This is a genomic window from Nocardioides sp. NPDC004968 (assembly GCF_040608935.1).
Taxonomy (GTDB): domain Bacteria; phylum Actinomycetota; class Actinomycetes; order Propionibacteriales; family Nocardioidaceae; genus Nocardioides.
Genome location: NZ_JBEXJF010000003.1, coordinates 1 through 16,460 on the forward strand (window position 1 = coordinate 1; position 16,460 = coordinate 16,460).

The following is a 16,460-nucleotide window of genomic DNA, read 5'->3' on the forward strand; positions in this document are numbered from 1 at the left end:
CATCGACGCTCAGCCCGTACGATAGTCCGCTAGCATGCCGTGAACGGTCGCCGGGCCGCCCGCGCCGCCGGTCGCTTCGGCAGCGCAAGCGGCAGCGCAAGCGGTAGCGCAGCCTGCCCCTCCGCCGCCTCCCGTGCCTGCTCCGCAGCCCGCGGCGACGGCTCGCTGGAGGGTCACGTTCGACACCGGTCAGAGCTTCGTGGTCGAGGGTCTCGCCATCGTCGGTCGCGGCCCCGAGCCGCGTCCGGGCGAGGAGGTCGCCCACCGGGTAGCCCTCTCCTCGAGCGACATGTCCCTGTCCAAGACCCACGCTCAGTTCCAGATCGCGGCCGACGGCACCCTCGTGGTCATGGACCGCGGCTCCACCAACGGCACCACCCTGATCCGCCAGGGTGCCGCACGAGCCCTCGGCGCCCGCCGCCCCGCGGCTCTCGTCGACGGCGACAAGGTCAAGTTCGGCGACCGCACCATGGATGTGGTTCGCGAGGCCTGACCGCCGAAAGGTCACCCGCGCCGGCCGAGACGTCACACCGTTGACGTCTCGGCCGACGCGCGTGACGCCTCGGCGAGGTCAGTCGACGGAGTCGAAGGTCTCCGGGCGGTGCTCGACGCCGAAGCGGTCGGTGGGCCAGAAGACGACGGCGACGCGGCCGACGACGTCGGAGACGGGTACGAAGGCGTTCGAGCAGGCCTCGTCCCCTGACTCCTGGCGTTCGGGGCTGCACAGATGGAAGGACGAGTCGGCGGAGTTGGCGCGGTTGTCACCCATCACGAAGATCCGGCCCTCGGGGACGACTGCCTTCCAGCCTCGGCAGCCGCCCTTGACGTACGACCCGTTGTCCTGCGCCATCGGGCCGTCGCAGGTGTCGGCAGGAGCGATGAAGGACGACGCGTCCAAGGGCGTGCCATTGACGACGACGCGGCCCGACTCGCAGCACTCCACGGTGTCGCCCGCGACGCCGATGACCCGCTTCACCAGGTGGTCGCCGGTCGGGTAGAGCCCGATCTTGGCGAGCACGGCCCTGAAGCCGGTAGGGGCAGGTGCGATCTGGTTGGCGGAGAGCCAGCCGCCGGGATCGGTGAAGACGACGACGTCGCCTCGCTCGGGCGTGCCGCCCATCCAGTAGGACGGCTTCTCCACCAGGACGCGGTCGTTGACATCCAGCCCGGGCTGCATCGACTCGGAGGGGATGTAGAACGCCTGGGCGAGGAACGTCTTGATGATGACGGCGAGCAGGATCGCGGTCACCGCGATGATCAGGATCTCGACGAGCGACCCCAGAACTCCCCTCTGCCGTCGGCCTGACCCCACCGACGCCTCCCGCTCTGCCCCCATGATGAGACCCTATCCAGACGCCGGGTCGGACCCGGGCGCTATCCAGAATTCACGGGCGCGCGGCGCCGCTCCTGCCCTAGGGTTCCTCACTCATCCGGACCCGAGAGGGCGTCATGACCGACACACTGGAATCCCCGACCCACGAGCGTGCCAAGAAGGGCGCGTGGGCGATCTGGACCGTCCTGGCCCTGGCCGTGATCGTCGCCATCGTGGCAGGTGTCCTCGGCTATCTGGGCATCTCGCGGGCGACCAGCCAGGCGGGACCCAGCGCGCGGACGGTGACGCTCGCCGAGGCTCTTCCGGAGACCTTCGACCTCGCGGCCAACCTGTCATTCGAACGCGATGCGATGGCGGCCGGCGTACCTCCGGTCGTGCTCCGGCCGATACAGCAGATGACCGATGAGTCGGCGCAGGCGTGGCGCGCTCGCGCGCAGGAGATCGACGGCGGCGACAAGGAACTCGACGCGACGCTCACCCGGATCGCCGAAGGCGTCGACGGCATCGACGAGCTGCGTACGCAGATGCAGGACGATCGCGCCAAGGGGACGGAGGGATATACAGCCCTGACCAACGACCTGTTCAGCATCGCGGGCGATCTGCCGAACCCGGGCGATGGCCAGGTCGCCTCGTCGATCGAGGCGATCGGCCACATGCCCGAGGCATGGGAGGCGCTGGGCCAGGAGCGCGCGATCATGATGGCTGTACTCGGCAGGTCACAGCCGCCCGGCAAGAAGCAGATCAGCGACAACGAGATCATGGCGCTCACCGAGGCGGAGGCCGGACTGCGGCGCTCGCTCGCCGCCTTCTATGAGGGGTCGTCGGCGGACCAGCGTCGGGCGCTCGACGGGCTGACCAACGGCACGGCCTCGGAGGGCGTCACCGGCGTGCCGGCCCACCAGGCCGTCAATGAGGTCATCGCCGGTGGCGGCACCGCACTGACCCTGGAGTCGTACGTCGCGTCCAGCAACGACTTCGTGCGCGGTCTGCAGGAGGTGCTCGTCGCCTCCGCCCAGGAGATCGCCAAGGAGATGCGGGCCGACCGCGACGACGCAACCCGCACCGCGCTCGCCGCGGTGGTTCTCACGCTCGCGGTCGTGAGCGTCCTCGTCGTCATTCTGATCGTGCTCGTGGTCCTGCTGGTGGTTCTGGTCTCCCGGCGCCGATCCACGAACACGCGTGGAGTCCGTGGATAGGGTCGGAGCGTGTCCGACCTCGACCAACGGCTCAACGCTCTCGAAGCGGATCTCAAGACTCGGGGAAGCGTGCTGGTCGCCTTCTCCGGCGGCGCCGACAGCGCCTTCCTCCTGGGGGCCGCGGCCAGAGCTCTGGGCAGCGACAACGTCGCCGCCGCGACCGGCTATTCGCACAGTCTTCCGATCGCCGAGAGGGACCCGGCCGCCGAGTTCGCGAAGGGCCTCGGCGTACGCCTGATCACCCCGCAGACCCACGAGATGGAGCGGGAGGGCTACCGGGCCAACGGCACCGACCGTTGCTTCTTCTGCAAGGCGGAGCTGCTCGACATCCTCGTGCCGCTGGCCCGTGAGCTGGGCCTGGCCCACGTGGCCACCGGCACCAACGCCGACGACGCGATCGAGGGTCTCAACGGCCTCCGGCCCGGCATTCGTGCGGCCGCCGAGCGTGGTGCGATCACCCCGCTCAGGGACGCGGGGCTGACCAAGGCGCAGATCCGCGAGGCCTCGCGCCGCTGGGAGCTGCCGACCTGGGACAAGCCGGCCGCGGCCTGCCTCTCCAGCCGGATCGCCTATGGCCTCGAGGTCACCCCGAGGCGCCTCGCGCGCGTGGAGAGAGCAGAGCAGGGCATACGCAGCGTCCTAGCCGCCCGCGGACACGACGCCGCCAGGGTGGACCTGCGCGTGCGTGACCATGGGGAGAAGGCCACCGTGGAGCTGTCAGCTACCCTCCTGCCTCTCGACCCCCACCATGCCGACGAGGTGCTCAAGACAGTGACCGAAGCAGGATTCCCCGCCGCGGAGATCGACCCACGGGGCTTCCGCTCCGGATCGATGAACCAGAAGGCGGCGAAGTGAGCGAGCGTCAGCGAGTGAACCACGAGCACAACACGCCGTCGCCTTCGTATTCTGGCGTTTGCGCTACGGAGGCGGCGGCGTGAGGGAGTTCTGGGACACGATCACCGCGACCCAGACCGTCCCCGAAGCGCCTTGGCTGATCGGCGCCGGGCTCGTCGCGCTGGTGCTGGTCGTGTGGCGTGGGAGCTGGCGCACCGTACGTCTCGGCGTCACCGTCGTCCACGAGGCCGGTCACGCAGTGGTCGCGGTCCTGGTGGGAAGACGCCTGGCCGGGATCAAGCTCCACTCCGACACCTCGGGCGTGACCCTCTCGCGCGGCAAGCCGTCCGGGCCGGGGATGGTGGCGATGCTCGCCGCCGGCTATCTCGCCCCGGCGCTCCTGGGCCTGCTGAGCGCGACCATGCTCGCCGCGGGGCACGCCCTGGGGCTGCTGTGGCTCCTGGTGGCGGCGATGCTCGTGCTGCTGCTGTGGGTACGCAACGGCTACGGCCTCGTCGTCCTGCTGGTCCTCGGCGCCGCCCTGGGCGCGATCAGCTGGTACGCCGACGGCCGCATCCAGACCATCGTCGCCACGCTGGTCACCTGGCTGCTCCTGCTCGCCTCACCGAGGCCGCTCCTGGAGCTCCTCGGCCGCGGCGAGCGAGGTCGCCGCGGCTCCGACCCCGACCAGCTCGCCGGTCTGACCGGCATCCCGTCGGTGCTCTGGATCCTCGTCCTCCTGGCGGTGAACGTCGCCGGCCTCGTGGTCGGCGTGCAGACCCTGATCCCCGACCTGAGCTGGATCTAGCGGACCTAGAGCTCGAACTCGTCGGCGATCTGGCGCAGCGCGGGGGAGACCTTCTTGGCCAGCTCGCGCGTGGGCGGGCGGCCCTGGGCGTAGCCGTCGCGGATGTCGTCGAGGAGCTTGATCACGTTCTCGACGATCAGCTCCATCTCCTCGGGCTTGCGGCGCTTGGCGGCACGCTGGCGCCCGGCGACGGACGGGGAGCGCTCCAGAATGGTCACCGAGAGCGCCTGCTCACCGCGGCGCCCCTGGGCGATGCCGAACTCCACCCGGGTGCCGGCCTTCAAGGTCTTGGCAGCGCCCTCGGGGAGCGCGTCGGCGTGGACGTACACGTCCGGACCGTCGTCCTGCGACAGAAACCCGAAGCCCTTGGTGGCGTCGAACCACTTGACCTTGCCAGTAGGCACGGCAGCTTGCCCCTTCCTCGCGCATCAGCGCTATGAACGTACGTCGCCCGGCGACTGTGACGGCCGACGCGGGAGAGCCTAGTCCTCAGCGCCCAGGGACGCGTGAGGTATTCCCCTCTCCGGCGTCGACGGCATCCACGGATGGCTCGCCATGTCGTCCCTCGTGCGGGTGGGGCCTATACTCCGCCTACCCCTCCATAGATTTGCAAATGATTTCGTACACCATTGGTAATCGAGACCACTTATGACGTAAGTTTGCGTCGCCAAAGACTGCAGACAGGTACGCCCGGGTGCCAGCAGACTTCGCGGCGGGGGACTGGGGTATGCGCCACAGACGGTGCATGCCTCTCGGGAATGATGTGACATGGCCACGAGAGGGAGTAATGGCCGAGCCATACGCAAGCACAACCCACCGTCCGGAACGTAAGCCCTGGCAGGGAATTCGAGCGCGCCTCATCTTCGTGCTGCTCATCCCGACCATCGCGGCGATGGTGTTCGGCGGGTTGAGCATTTCGCGCGCCCTCTCAGCCCAGGCGGAAGCACGCCAGGCCGAGACTGTCGCCCAGGCACTGCCTGACACCTACCAACTCGCGATCAACATCCTGTTCGAGCGTGACGGTGCGCTCGCGGGTGTTCCCGAGGTCGTCATGCGGCCTCTGCAGCAGAAGACCGACGAGTCGATCGAGGCTTGGAGCGCCAAGGCGAAGGAGATCGACGCCGGCGACGACAAGGACCTCGAGAACAGCATCGTCGAGATCCAGCAGGCGCTGAACGGCATCGACGACCTGCGGGCGCAGATCCAGGAGCGGGACACCGCGGTCGAGGCCCAGCTGGCCTACACGACCGTGATGAACAACCTCTTCGGGATCTCGGCGCAGATGCCCACGCTGGAGAACGACGAGGTCTTCTCCAAGATCTCGGCGATCAGCAACGTACGTCCCGCCTCGGAGGCGATGGGCGTCGAGCGCATGATCATGATGCAGGCGCTGGGCGCCAAGGCGGCGAAGGAGAAGGACGGCGCGGTCAACCCCGACGTTCTCACCGACGAACAGTTCGCAGAGCTCGCCCGCGCCGAGGCCAAGTGGCGTCTGTCCACGGCTGACTACTACGCCAAGACGTCCGACAACATCCGGCAGCAGCTCGACGAGCTGACCAACGAGACCACCGACCAGGGCTCGGTCGGGGCGCCTGCCCACCGGGTCGTCAACCAGGTGATCTCCAGCGGCAGCATGGACCGGGTCAAGATGACCCCGGACCAGTACACCCAGGCCAGCACGGAGTTCATCCGTGGCCTGCAGAAGATGATCGTCCAGACCGCGCAGGAGATCAGCGACGACGTCGAGCAGATCAAGAGCGACGCGACCCGCGACGCCATCGTCATCGGTCTCCTCGTTCTCGGTGTTCTGATCTTCGCCCTCGCCGTCGGTCTGGTCGCGGCCCGCTCGATCCTGTCGCCGCTGAGCCAGCTGCGTCGTCTGGCCTACAACCTGGCCAACCACGACCTGCCCGAGCGAGTCGCCTACATGAACCAGGCCGAAGGCCCGGTGGATACACATGTGGAGCCTCTGGACATCGCGCGTCGAGACGAGATCGGTGACGTCGCGGACGCGTTCGACGCGGTCCACGTCGAGGCGATCCGGCTGGCGGGCGAGCAGGCCGAGCTGCGTACGAACGTCGACAAGATGTTCATGAACCTCTCGCGCCGTTCGCAGAGCCTCGTCGAGCGTCAGCTCCAGCTCATCGACCAGCTCGAGGCCAATGAGCAGGACCCCGACGACCTCGCGAACCTGTTCCGCCTGGATCACCTCGCCACCCGAATGCGCCGCAACGACGAGTCCCTCCTGGTTCTCGCCGGTGGCGAGATCGGCCACGCGGCTCGTGGTCCGGTCCCGGTCCTCGACGTGCTCCGTGCCGCCGCCTCCGAGATCGAGCAGTTCGCCCGGGTCGACATCGACTCCGACGAGAACGCCGAGTTCGAAGGCGCGATCGCGGGTGACCTCGTGCACCTGCTCGCGGAGCTGATCGAGAACGCCACCAACTTCTCCCCGCCCGACACCGCGGTCACGATCCGCACCTTCCGCGCCGGCCCCGCCGCGCCGCTGCTGGTCGAGATCGAGGACCTCGGAATCGGCATGACGCCGGAGGAGCTCGACGCGGCCAACATGAAGCTGCGCCGTGCGACGGGCCTCGACGCCGACGTCGCCCGGATGATGGGTCTGGTCGTGGTCGCGCGCCTGGCGGCGCGTCACGGTCTCTACATCGAGCTCGTTCCCAACCGCCCCCGCGGTGTGGTCGCGCGCGTCGAGATGCCGGTCACCACGATCGTCGGCGCTCACGCCGAGGCCCCGTCGGGCCAGCAGCAGGGCTTCGACGCCTACGCCTTCCAGCAGGGCGGCTACGGCCAGCAGGCCGGCGCCTACCCGGGCACCGGCGAGCTTCCCTACGAGATGCAGTACGGGATGCCCGCCTACGACGCCCAGCCGTACGCAGGTGGCAACCCCTACGACGTGCCGGTCGGCGCCCTTCCGGCCCCCGAGGCGCCCGCGGCTTCCGCCGCAGCACCCCCGGCCCTGCCGAGCCGTACGCCCGGTGCGTCCAACCACCCCAACCTGTCCAACGGCGGTGCGCCGGCCTTCCAGCAGCAGGGTGCCAACGGTCACTCGGGCCAGCACAACGGCTTCGGTCAGAGCGGCCCGCAGACGGGCCAGCTGCCCGCATACGGTGGTGTCCCGCCGATGCCGGGCGACCCGGGGTTCGAGGGTCCGGGTGCGCGTACGGGCAGCTTCCCGGCGCAGCCGCAGCAGTTCAGCGGTGGCCAGCCGCAGTACGGGGGAGACCCGTTCGGCGGCGACCCGTTCGGCGCCAACCAGCCGCCGGCCCCGCAGCAGAGCCCCAGCGGCCAGCAGCAGAACTTCCTGTCCAACATGCTGCCGGTTCGCAAGGCCGAGGACCTGGCCGCGCGCTTCCCCGACGGTCGCTTCGACCCGAGCACCGAGACCGGCGAGCTGCCGCGTCGCGACCCGGGCATGCAGGGCGGCAGCCCGTTCGGCACCGACACGGGCGCGTTCCGTACCTTCGAGCGCCCCAACGAGCGCACGGCGCCGCGTACGCCGCCGCCGGGCTTCGGTCCCGACGACGACCCGTTCGGTCCGGCCGGTGACGCGATCGCCCCGAGCCCGATGGGCCCGATGGCTCCGGAGCCGACCAACTCGCCGAACCCGCTCGACTCGACCACCGAGGTTCCGATCCTCGACGACGAGGGCAGCTCGATCTTCGACGACCTGCAGTCCGAGTGGTTCACCCGTCGTCGCCCGCTCGGCGCGCGCCGGGCGATGGAGACCAAGGGCGACCCGCTCAGCGACCCGATCGCCCCGGCCGCCAAGGCCGGTCCGGGACCCAAGCCCGACGTTCCCCGTCCGGCGCCCGCCCCCGCGAGCGAGCCGGTCGACGAACCGGTCGCTCAGGACGACGAGCCGACCACGCCGACGAGCTGGTCCTCGCCGGGCGACGAGGGCTGGCGCCGGGCGCAGGAGCTGGAGCAGCTGCAGGAGCAGGAGCCGGCGACGATCACCCAGGGTGGCCTCCCCGTCCGTGTCCCGGGTCAGAACCTGATCCCAGGTGCTGCCCCGGCGGTCACACCACCGTCATCAGGTCCGCGTAACATGGACGCGCGCCGCACCCGTGGCATGTCCAGCTTCCAGAAGGGCGTCAGCCGCGCCCGCAACAACCCCGCTGATGCGGAAAGCAACCCCGAAGGTGAGGAGCAGCAGTGACAACGGCCCCCGCAGGACTGGACTGGCTTGTCGACAGCCTGACCCAGCGCACCCCTGACATCGCTCACGCGATCTTGGTGTCGGCTGATGGCATGCCGATGGCCAGCTCCGTCGACTTCCCCCCGGACCGGGCCGACCAGCTCTCGGCGATCGCCTCCGGTCTCACCAGTCTTACCCAAGGAGCAGCTCGGTGCTTCGCGGCGGGTAATGTCCAGCAGATGGTCATCGAGATGGACGGTGGCTATCTGGTCCTCATGGCGGTTGGTGAGGGTTCCAGCCTTGCTGCCCTCGCCGCCCCCGACTGCGATCTGGGACAGGTTGGCTACCAGATGCAGCTGTTGATCTCGCGTGTTGCCACCGCCCTCACCCCCGATACCAGAACCGGCGCCTGATCAGTGCCCCGACCCTAGGACCGAGATCGTGAGCAACCACGCATCCGAACCGCCGCCGCTGGTCAGGCCTTATGCCCTGACCCGTGGCCGCACGCAACCCAAGCGCGTCTTCCCGATGGAAGCACTGGTGATCACTGACCGTTACGTGATCGACGGCTACGTCCGGTCGCCCGAGGAGCGGACGATCGCAGAGCTCTGCCGCGAGAGCCGTTCCGTCGCTGAGGTCGCGGCGCTCATCCGGGTGCCCCTGGGTGTCGCCCGAGTCCTGATCGGTGACCTTGCGGAGCGCGGCGTGGTGCAGGTGCACGCCAGCAAGGTCCCGGACGCCCCGGACACCGCTCTCCTCGAGCGCGTGCTGTCCGGCCTGAGGAAGCTTTGACAGGAGTAATGCAGTGACCACCGACTCCAAGCAGGCGACGATGTCTGCGAAGATCGTCATCGCCGGCGGGTTCGGCGTTGGTAAGACGACCTTCGTGGGCTCCGTCTCGGAGATCGTCCCCCTGACGACCGAGGCCGTGATGACGCAGGCGACCGCCGGCGTCGACGACCTCTCCGCAGTGCCCAACAAGAAGACGACCACGGTCGCCATGGACTTCGGTCGAGTCTCCCTCGACTCCGACCTGATCCTGTACCTGTTCGGCACCCCCGGTCAGAACCGCTTCTGGTTCATGTGGGACGACCTGACCCAGGGCGCCATCGGCGCCGTGGTGCTCATCGACACCCGTCGCCTCGCCGACTCCTTCGGCGCGATCGACTACTTCGAGTCCCGCAACGTGCCGTTCGTCGTGGCCCACAACGTCTTCGGCGCCAACCAGGCCTACAAGCCGGAGCAGATCCGCGAGGCCCTGGCTCTGCGCCCGGACATCCCGATCGTCACCTGTGATGCTCGCGACCGTCAGTCGACCAAGGCGACGCTGATCTCGCTCGTCGAGTACGTCCTCTCCATGGTCTCCACGCGCGCTCTTCAGTAGCCAAGCGTCACCAACACCCGCCGTAGCCACGCTCCGGCGGGTGTTGGCCATTTCAAGGGCTGTCGTGACTGTGCAGTAGAGGCGTACGTCTGGGAGGATCACGCGTTGTGCGGAAGTTCAGGTTGTGGTGGCGCAAGGTGACCCCGAAGTGGCACCTGAGGCGCATGTGGGTGAAGATGTGGTCCGTGATCACGACCCCGTACGCCGATGCGACGGCCGTCGCTGCCGTCGACGAGGCCCGCGCCGCGCTCCTGTCCGACGTGCCAGCCGGTGACGTCGGAGAACATCTCGGCCATGTGGTCGAGAAGGGTGCCGGCCCGGGCGTAGTGACCCACCTGTTCGCCTGCACCCGCAAGGGCTACGTCGGGTGGCACTGGTCGGTCACGCTCGTCACCGTGCCCTCGCTCGACGGCCCGGGATTCGGTGTCGATGCTCCGGTGACCATCAACGAGGTCGTCCTCGTTCCCGGTGACGCCGCGATCGTCGCGCCGGCCTGGGTGCCCTACCGCGAACGGATCAAGCCGGGCGACCTCTCGCCCGGTGATCTGCTCCCGGTCGAGGACGACGACGCGCGGCTGGTCCCGACGTACGCCTTCGGTGACGACCCGCTCGACGCCGACGAGAAGGCTCAGGTGCGCGAGGTCGCCAAGGACCTCGGCCTCGGCCGTGTCCGGACGCTGTCCGTCTCCGGCTTCGACGCCGCCGCCGAGCGGTGGTACGCCGGTGACGGCGGCCCCGAGGCGCCGCTCGCGCAGGCAGCCCCCGACCAGTGCCACAGCTGTGGCTTCCTGGTCCGGCTGACCGGCCACCTGGCCACGAGCTTCGGTGTCTGCGCCAACGGCGACGCCAACGACGACGGCAAGGTGGTCAGCCTCAACCACGGGTGTGGTGCGCACTCGGAGGTGCGGCTGGCGAAGAAGCACGAGCCGCAGCCGCTGCCGGACCCGGTCTTCGACACGATCAGCGACGACGCCGAGGCCTTCTAGCCGAGCGGTTCTAGGCGAGGCCCTCGGCGCGCAGCCGGCGGGCCTTGCGGCGCCGGGTCAGCTCGATGCCGATCGCGCCGATGCCGAAGGCGGCCAGGCAGGTCCAGATCCACCAGGTCCAGCCGCGGTCGTTGAGCAGGCCCCAGAAGGGGAGCAGGGCGACGAACCCGACCAGCCAGCCGAGGGTGGCGAGCTCGAAGGCGCGGATGCCATCCTGGTCGACGAGCTCGATCTTCGGCTCGGGAGCGGCCTGGACCGGCTCCTCGACAGGCGGCTCGTCGTAGCCGTAGTCCTGGGGGTAGCCGCCGTCCTCGGTGTAATAGTCGCCGCCGTCGTACCCTTCGTACTGCTGCTCCGGGTAGGTGCCGGAATAGTCGTCGTCGGGGTACTGGTCGCTCATGCCTCCCAACCTTAGTGGCCCTTGGGTGGGCGATAGTCTGGGGCTGTCGAGCATTTCTCGGCATGGCCCCGACGACCTGGGAGGTCCCTGATGGCTTCGCTCCGCTGCCCCTGTGGCACCAACTTCCGCACGGAGACCGACGACGAGCTGGTCGAGAAGGTGCAGGAGCACCTCGCGGAGGCTCACCCCGGCCGTACGTACAGCCGCGACGACATCCTGATGCTCGCCGCGATGTCCTGACTCTGTGACGGCGCCCTCACCCGGGCGCCGTCTCTTGGCGGAATAGTTAGCGCCGGTAAGCAGTTATGCTTGCCGACATGCCTACCGCACAGCCAGCCTCCGCGCCCGACGCGGCCTCCGACATCCCCGAGGTCGCCTCGGTGCTGCGCACCTCCGTCATGCGGATGCGCCGCCGACTGGCCAACGAGCGCCACCCCGACAACGACCTCTCCCTGGGGTCGATGGCGGTGCTCGGGGCGTTGTACGCCAACGACGAGATGACCCTCGGCGCTCTCGCCGGGCGCGAGCGCGTCCAGCCGCCGAGCATGACCAGGATGGTCAACTTCCTCGAGGAGGGCGGCTACGTCGTCCGCCGCCAGGGTGAGACCGACCGCCGCCAGGTGCTGGTCTCGATCACCGACGAGGGCCGCCGGACCGTACGCAAGGACCGGCTCAGCCGGGACGCCTGGCTCGCCCAGCAGCTCGTCGACCTCGATGCGGACGAGCTCGCCGCCCTCCGCACAGCCGCTTCGATCATGGAGAGAATAGCCACCAGTTGAGCCCTACGTTCCGTTCCCTGCGCAGCCACAACTACCGCCTCTACCTAGCCGGCAGTGTCGTCTCCAACGTCGGCACCTGGATGCAACGCATCGCCCAGGACTGGTTGGTCCTGAGCCTCGGCGGCGGGGGAGCGGCACTCGGTATCACCACGGGCCTGCAGTTCCTGCCCATCCTCCTGCTCAGCCCCTACGCCGGGGTCATCGCCGACCGCTTCCCGAAGCGCCGCCTGCTGCAGGTGGCCCAGGGCTGGATGGCGCTGATGTCGTTGCTCCTCGGTGTGCTGGCGGTGAGCGGCCACGCCGAGGTGTGGATGGTCTACGTGATCGCGTTCCTCTTCGGCACCGGCGCCGCCTTCGACGGCCCCGGCCGGCAGTCGTTCGTCTCGGAGATGGTCCACCCCGACGACCTCACCAACGCCGTCGGCCTCAACTCGGCCTCGTTCAACCTCGCCCGTCTGATCGGACCGGCGCTGGCAGGGCTCCTCATCGGCTCTCTGGGGAGCGGCCCCGAGGCGACCGGCTGGGTGATCCTCATCAACGCCGTCTCCTACCTCGCCGTGATCGGCCAGCTGCAGCGGATGAACACCGCCGAGCTGCACTCGCCCGACCCCGTCGCCCGGCGGAGCGGGATGCTGCGCGAGGGCATCGGCTACATCCGTACGCAGCCCAAGATGCTGATGGTCCTGGTGATCATCTTCTTCGTCGGCACCTTCGGGGCGAACTTCCCGATCACCTCGGCGCTGATGGCGACCGAGGAGTTCGGCAAGGGCGCCAGCGAGTACGGCCTGCTCGGCACCGTCCTGGCCATCGGCTCGCTCTCCGGCGCCCTGCTCGGCGCCCGCCGCACCCGGATCCCGCTCAAGCTGATCGTGCTGGCGGCGACCGGGTTCGGCCTCACCGTCATCGTGTCCGGGCTGATGCCGACGTACGCCCTCTTCGCCCTGATCTCGCCGGTGCTCGGCTTCTTCACGATCACGACCCTCAACGCCTGCAACGCCACCATGCAGACCGAGGCGGCCCCGGAGTTCCGCGGCCGGGTGATGGCGATCTACATGACGGTTCTGATGGGCGGCACCCCGCTGGGTGCCCCGCTCATCGGCTTCGTCGGCGAGCACTTCGGCGCTCGCACGACCCTGTACGCGAGTGGCGCTCTGGTGCTGTTGGGTACGCTTGCGGGGGTGCTGGTCCTCGCCGCACTCAGAGGTGGTATCCGGGCCGTTTTGACCCCCTCTCAAGCCGCCGGGTAGCCTCTGAAGCGTGTCTGGGACAACCAGGCCGTCGCGCGTGCCCGGAACAAGCTCGAGAGATAGGTCTCGGACCCGGGTTCGGCGCCCTCAGTACGGGGATTCGGTTCGAAAGATCCGCCAACGTGTGCGTTGAGGTAAGGGCGACACGCCCGACCTCGGGGGCGAGGCGGGACCAGTTGGTATCGCACCACCTGGACGCACAACATTGGATCCTTCGCGGCAGAGCGCCGCGTAGTGAGAGCAGAAAAGAAGGGGAACCACCGAGGTGCCCACAATCAACCAGCTGGTCCGCAAGGGCCGCGAGGACAAGGCGACGAAGTCGAAGACGCCTGCCCTCAAGGGATCGCCGCAGCGCCGTGGCGTCTGCACGCGCGTCTACACCACCACCCCGAAGAAGCCGAACTCCGCCCTCCGGAAGGTCGCCCGTGTGCGCCTCTCCTCCGGCGTCGAGGTCACCGCTTACATCCCGGGTGTGGGTCACAACCTTCAGGAGCACTCCATCGTGCTCGTCCGCGGCGGTCGTGTGAAGGACCTCCCCGGTGTGCGCTACAAGATCATCCGCGGCACGCTTGACACCCAGGGTGTCAAGAACCGCAAGCAGGCCCGTTCGCGCTACGGCGCGAAGAAGGAGAAGTGACATGCCTCGTAAGGGTCCCGCTCCCAAGCGTCCGCTCGTCGTCGACCCCGTCTACGGCTCGCAGCTCGTAACCCAGCTCGTCAGCAAGGTCCTCCAGGACGGCAAGAAGCAGGTCGCCCAGCGCATCGTCTACACCGCGCTCGAGGGCTGCCGTGAGAAGACCGGCACCGACCCCGTGGTCACGCTCAAGCGCGCCATGGACAACGTGAAGCCGGCGATCGAGGTCAAGTCCCGCCGTGTCGGTGGCGCGACCTACCAGGTTCCGATCGAGGTCAAGGGCACGCGTGGCACCACGCTCGCGCTGCGCTGGCTCGTCGGTTACGCCCAGGACCGTCGTGAGAAGACGATGGCCGAGCGCCTCATGAACGAGATCCTCGACGCGAGCAACGGCCTCGGTGCCGCTGTGAAGAAGCGTGAGGACACCCACAAGATGGCCGAGTCCAACAAGGCCTTCGCGCACTACCGCTGGTGACGTACGGCGGGGTGTCTGCCGCACAATGTGGGCACCCCGCCCATCCAGACCGAAGACAATCTCTTTAAGGAACGCTGAAGACAGTGGCCGTCGACATCACCACGGACCTCAATGTGGTCCGCAACATCGGCATCATGGCGCACATCGATGCCGGTAAGACCACCACCACCGAGCGCATCCTGTTCTACACCGGTATCTCGTACAAGATCGGTGAGGTCCACGACGGCGCTGCCACGATGGACTGGATGGAGCAGGAGCAGGAGCGCGGCATCACGATCACGTCCGCCGCGACGACCTGCTGGTGGAAGGACCACCAGATCAACATCATCGACACCCCCGGGCACGTCGACTTCACCGTTGAGGTCGAGCGCTCGCTGCGCGTCCTCGACGGCGCCGTCGCCGTCTTCGACGGTGTCGCCGGTGTCGAGCCGCAGTCGCAGACCGTGTGGCGTCAGGCGAACAAGTACGCCGTCCCGCGGATGTGCTTCGTCAACAAGCTCGACCGCACCGGTGCCGACTTCTACATGGTCGTCGACTCCATCGTCGACAAGCTGCACGCCACCCCGCTGGTGCTGCAGCTGCCGATCGGCGCCGAGTCCGACTTCATCGGCGTCGTCGACCTGGTCGAGATGCACGCCAAGGTCTGGCGCGGCGAGACCGCGATGGGCGAGGACTACGTGATCGAGGAGATCCCGGCCGACCTCGCCGACAAGGCTGCGGAATACCGCGAGAAGCTGGTCGAGACCCTCGCCGAGGCCGACGACGACATCATGGAGGTCTACCTCGAGGAGGGCGACGTCTTCGACGTGCCCACCCTGAAGGCCGCCATCCGTCGCGCGACTCTGGCCGACAAGCTCAACCCGATCCTCACCGGCACCGCGTTCAAGAACAAGGGCGTCCAGCCCCTGCTCGACGCGGTCGTCGACTACCTGCCCTCCCCGCTCGACGTCGAGTCGATCATCGGCCACGACGTCAAGGACGAGGAGGTCGAGGTCTCCCGGAAGCCTTCCGACGACGAGCCGTTCTCCGGCCTGGTCTTCAAGATCGCCTCCGACCCGCACCTGGGCAAGCTGTTCTACCTGCGTGTCTACTCCGGCAAGGTCGAGGCGGGTGCGACCGTGGTCAACCCGATCAACGGCCGCAAGGAGCGCATCGGCAAGATCTACCAGATGCACGCGAACAAGCGTGAGGAGATCAACTCGGTGGGCGCCGGCCAGATCGTCGCGGTCATGGGTCTGAAGGAGTCGAAGACGGGTCACACCCTGTGCGACCCGACCCACCCGGTGGTGCTCGAGTCGATGAGCTTCCCGGCCCCGGTGATCGAGGTCGCCATCGAGCCGAAGACCAAGAGCGACCAGCAGAAGCTCGGCACCGCGATCCAGCGCCTCACCGAGGAGGACCCGACCTTCACGGTCAAGTCCGACGAGCAGACCGGCCAGACGATCATCGCCGGTATGGGCGAGCTCCACCTGGAGGTCTTCGTCGACCGGATGAAGCGCGAGTTCAAGGTCGAGGCCACCGTCGGCAAGCCGCAGGTCGCCTACCGCGAGACGCTTCGCAAGAAGGTCGCGAACCACAGCTACACCCACAAGAAGCAGACCGGTGGTTCGGGTCAGTTCGCCAAGGTCGTCATCTCCGTCGAGCCCAACATCGACGAGGAGACCGGCCTCGGTGCGGGCTACGAGTTCGCCAACAACGTCACCGGTGGTCGCGTGCCGAAGGAGTACATCCCTTCGGTCGACCAGGGTGCTCAGGACGCCATGGAGTTCGGCATCCTCGCCGGCTTCCCCATGGTCGATGTGAAGGTCTCGCTCGAGGACGGCGCCTACCACGACGTCGACTCCTCCGAGCTCGCCTTCAAGATCGCCGGCAACCAGGCGTTCAAGGAGGCCGCGCGGATGGCGAAGGCCGTCCTGCTGGAGCCGATGTTCGCGGTAGAGGTGACGACCCCCGACACCTACCTCGGCACCGTCATCGGCGACATCAACTCCCGCCGCGGCCAGGTGTCGTCGCAGGAGGAGCGCCACGGCGACATGGTCGTCCAGGCTCTCGTCCCGCTTTCAGAGATGTTCGGGTACGTCGGTGACCTGCGGTCCAAGACCAGCGGTCAGGCGTCGTACTCGATGGAGTTCGACTCGTACGCCGAGGTTCCCACGAACGTCGCCGACGAGATCATCAAGAAGGCCCGTGGCGAGTGACCTTCGGGTCGCCCGTCCAGGGACTTCGGC

Annotated in this window: 18 protein-coding genes; 15 read left to right on the forward strand and 3 right to left on the reverse strand. The window is 68.2% G+C overall.

Features of this window, described 5'->3' with window-relative positions; all coding sequences use genetic code 11:
* Positions 1 to 133: 133 nt before the first annotated feature.
* Positions 134 to 493, forward strand: a complete 360-nt coding sequence (locus tag ABZU72_RS04615; RefSeq protein ID WP_355017731.1) for an FHA domain-containing protein — start codon at positions 134 to 136, stop codon at positions 491 to 493.
* Positions 494 to 571: 78 nt separating this feature from the next.
* On the opposite strand, the gene lepB is transcribed toward ABZU72_RS04615, so the two are convergent.
* Positions 572 to 1,336: a signal peptidase I gene (gene lepB, locus ABZU72_RS04620; protein WP_355017732.1), complete on the reverse strand. Its 765-nt coding sequence runs from the start codon at positions 1,334 to 1,336 to the stop codon at positions 572 to 574.
* 113 nt (positions 1,337 to 1,449) lie between these two features.
* Between lepB and ABZU72_RS04625 the strand changes: the two genes are divergently transcribed.
* The 3 genes from ABZU72_RS04625 (at position 1,450) to ABZU72_RS04635 (ending at position 4,171) form a co-directional block, all read left to right on the forward strand.
* The gene (locus tag ABZU72_RS04625; RefSeq protein ID WP_355017733.1) at positions 1,450 to 2,529 is read left to right on the forward strand and encodes a nitrate- and nitrite sensing domain-containing protein; all 1,080 of its coding nucleotides are present in this window, start codon (positions 1,450 to 1,452) and stop codon (positions 2,527 to 2,529) included.
* A 9-nt stretch (positions 2,530 to 2,538) separates the two neighbouring features.
* Positions 2,539 to 3,384, forward strand: a complete 846-nt coding sequence (locus ABZU72_RS04630; protein WP_355017734.1) for an ExsB family transcriptional regulator — start codon at positions 2,539 to 2,541, stop codon at positions 3,382 to 3,384.
* Between the two features lie 79 nt (positions 3,385 to 3,463).
* Entirely contained in the window at positions 3,464 to 4,171 is a 708-nt protein-coding gene (locus ABZU72_RS04635) for a M50 family metallopeptidase (protein WP_355017735.1), read from the forward strand.
* A 5-nt stretch (positions 4,172 to 4,176) separates the two neighbouring features.
* Here ABZU72_RS04635 and ABZU72_RS04640 read toward each other — a convergent pair whose 3' ends face one another.
* Positions 4,177 to 4,575 carry a cold shock domain-containing protein gene (locus tag ABZU72_RS04640; protein ID WP_160026974.1) on the reverse strand — a complete coding sequence of 133 codons (399 nt, stop codon included), beginning with the start codon at positions 4,573 to 4,575 and terminating at the stop codon, positions 4,177 to 4,179.
* 461 nt (positions 4,576 to 5,036) lie between these two features.
* Between ABZU72_RS04640 and ABZU72_RS04645 the strand changes: the two genes are divergently transcribed.
* From ABZU72_RS04645 to ABZU72_RS04665, 5 genes are all read left to right on the forward strand, one after another.
* A complete protein-coding gene (locus tag ABZU72_RS04645) occupies positions 5,037 to 8,348 on the forward strand; it encodes a nitrate- and nitrite sensing domain-containing protein (RefSeq protein WP_355017736.1) in 3,312 nt (1,103 codons plus the stop codon).
* The gene (locus tag ABZU72_RS04650; protein WP_008360946.1) at positions 8,345 to 8,740 is read left to right on the forward strand and encodes a roadblock/LC7 domain-containing protein; all 396 of its coding nucleotides are present in this window, start codon (positions 8,345 to 8,347) and stop codon (positions 8,738 to 8,740) included. The genes ABZU72_RS04645 and ABZU72_RS04650 overlap by 4 nt, the downstream gene beginning before the upstream one ends.
* 28 nt (positions 8,741 to 8,768) lie before the next feature.
* Complete coding sequence (locus ABZU72_RS04655) at positions 8,769 to 9,119, forward strand: DUF742 domain-containing protein (protein ID WP_008360948.1); 351 nt, start codon at positions 8,769 to 8,771, stop codon at positions 9,117 to 9,119.
* 40 nt (positions 9,120 to 9,159) lie between these two features.
* A complete protein-coding gene (locus ABZU72_RS04660; protein WP_084101379.1) occupies positions 9,160 to 9,711 on the forward strand; it encodes an ATP/GTP-binding protein in 552 nt (183 codons plus the stop codon).
* 164 nt (positions 9,712 to 9,875) lie between these two features.
* The gene (locus ABZU72_RS04665) at positions 9,876 to 10,697 is read left to right on the forward strand and encodes a DUF3027 domain-containing protein (RefSeq protein WP_355018090.1); all 822 of its coding nucleotides are present in this window, start codon (positions 9,876 to 9,878) and stop codon (positions 10,695 to 10,697) included.
* Between the two features lie 10 nt (positions 10,698 to 10,707).
* On the opposite strand, the gene ABZU72_RS04670 is transcribed toward ABZU72_RS04665, so the two are convergent.
* Positions 10,708 to 11,097, reverse strand: a complete 390-nt coding sequence (locus ABZU72_RS04670) for a DUF2530 domain-containing protein (protein ID WP_355017737.1) — start codon at positions 11,095 to 11,097, stop codon at positions 10,708 to 10,710.
* 90 nt (positions 11,098 to 11,187) lie between these two features.
* On the opposite strand from ABZU72_RS04670, the gene ABZU72_RS04675 reads away from it, so the two are divergent.
* The 6 genes from ABZU72_RS04675 to fusA all read left to right on the forward strand — a co-directional run bounded on the left by ABZU72_RS04675 (position 11,188) and on the right by fusA (position 16,430).
* Positions 11,188 to 11,337 (forward strand): DUF1059 domain-containing protein, encoded by a 150-nt coding sequence (locus tag ABZU72_RS04675; protein WP_091052351.1) that lies wholly within the window; start codon positions 11,188 to 11,190, stop codon positions 11,335 to 11,337.
* 77 nt (positions 11,338 to 11,414) lie between these two features.
* Positions 11,415 to 11,876: a MarR family transcriptional regulator gene (locus ABZU72_RS04680; RefSeq protein ID WP_355017738.1), complete on the forward strand. Its 462-nt coding sequence runs from the start codon at positions 11,415 to 11,417 to the stop codon at positions 11,874 to 11,876.
* On the forward strand, positions 11,873 to 13,123 hold the full coding sequence (locus ABZU72_RS04685) for an MFS transporter (RefSeq protein WP_355017739.1): 1,251 nt from the start codon (positions 11,873 to 11,875) through the stop codon (positions 13,121 to 13,123). The genes ABZU72_RS04680 and ABZU72_RS04685 overlap by 4 nt, the downstream gene beginning before the upstream one ends.
* 265 nt (positions 13,124 to 13,388) lie before the next feature.
* Positions 13,389 to 13,760: a 30S ribosomal protein S12 gene (gene rpsL / locus ABZU72_RS04690; protein WP_091052356.1), complete on the forward strand. Its 372-nt coding sequence runs from the start codon at positions 13,389 to 13,391 to the stop codon at positions 13,758 to 13,760.
* A 1-nt stretch (position 13,761) separates the two neighbouring features.
* On the forward strand, positions 13,762 to 14,232 hold the full coding sequence (gene rpsG / locus ABZU72_RS04695) for a 30S ribosomal protein S7 (protein ID WP_141806234.1): 471 nt from the start codon (positions 13,762 to 13,764) through the stop codon (positions 14,230 to 14,232).
* An 83-nt stretch (positions 14,233 to 14,315) separates the two neighbouring features.
* Positions 14,316 to 16,430 carry an elongation factor G gene (gene fusA / locus ABZU72_RS04700; protein ID WP_355017740.1) on the forward strand — a complete coding sequence of 705 codons (2,115 nt, stop codon included), beginning with the start codon at positions 14,316 to 14,318 and terminating at the stop codon, positions 16,428 to 16,430.
* The last annotated feature ends 30 nt before the right edge of the window (positions 16,431 to 16,460 follow it).

Bases quoted from the DNA above. Each gene is read 5' to 3' on its own strand.
- ABZU72_RS04665 (WP_355018090.1), top strand. From the start codon at position 9,876: ATGTGGGTGAAGATGTGGTCCGTGATCACGACCCCGTACGCCGATGCG.
- lepB (WP_355017732.1), bottom strand. From the start codon at position 1,336: ATGGGGGCAGAGCGGGAGGCGTCGGTGGGGTCAGGCCGACGGCAGAGG.
- rpsG (WP_141806234.1), top strand. From the start codon at position 13,762: ATGCCTCGTAAGGGTCCCGCTCCCAAGCGTCCGCTCGTCGTCGACCCC.
- ABZU72_RS04680 (WP_355017738.1), top strand. From the start codon at position 11,415: ATGCCTACCGCACAGCCAGCCTCCGCGCCCGACGCGGCCTCCGACATC.
- ABZU72_RS04670 (WP_355017737.1), bottom strand. From the start codon at position 11,097: ATGAGCGACCAGTACCCCGACGACGACTATTCCGGCACCTACCCGGAG.
- ABZU72_RS04625 (WP_355017733.1), top strand. From the start codon at position 1,450: ATGACCGACACACTGGAATCCCCGACCCACGAGCGTGCCAAGAAGGGC.
- ABZU72_RS04675 (WP_091052351.1), top strand. From the start codon at position 11,188: ATGGCTTCGCTCCGCTGCCCCTGTGGCACCAACTTCCGCACGGAGACC.
- ABZU72_RS04660 (WP_084101379.1), top strand. From the start codon at position 9,160: ATGTCTGCGAAGATCGTCATCGCCGGCGGGTTCGGCGTTGGTAAGACG.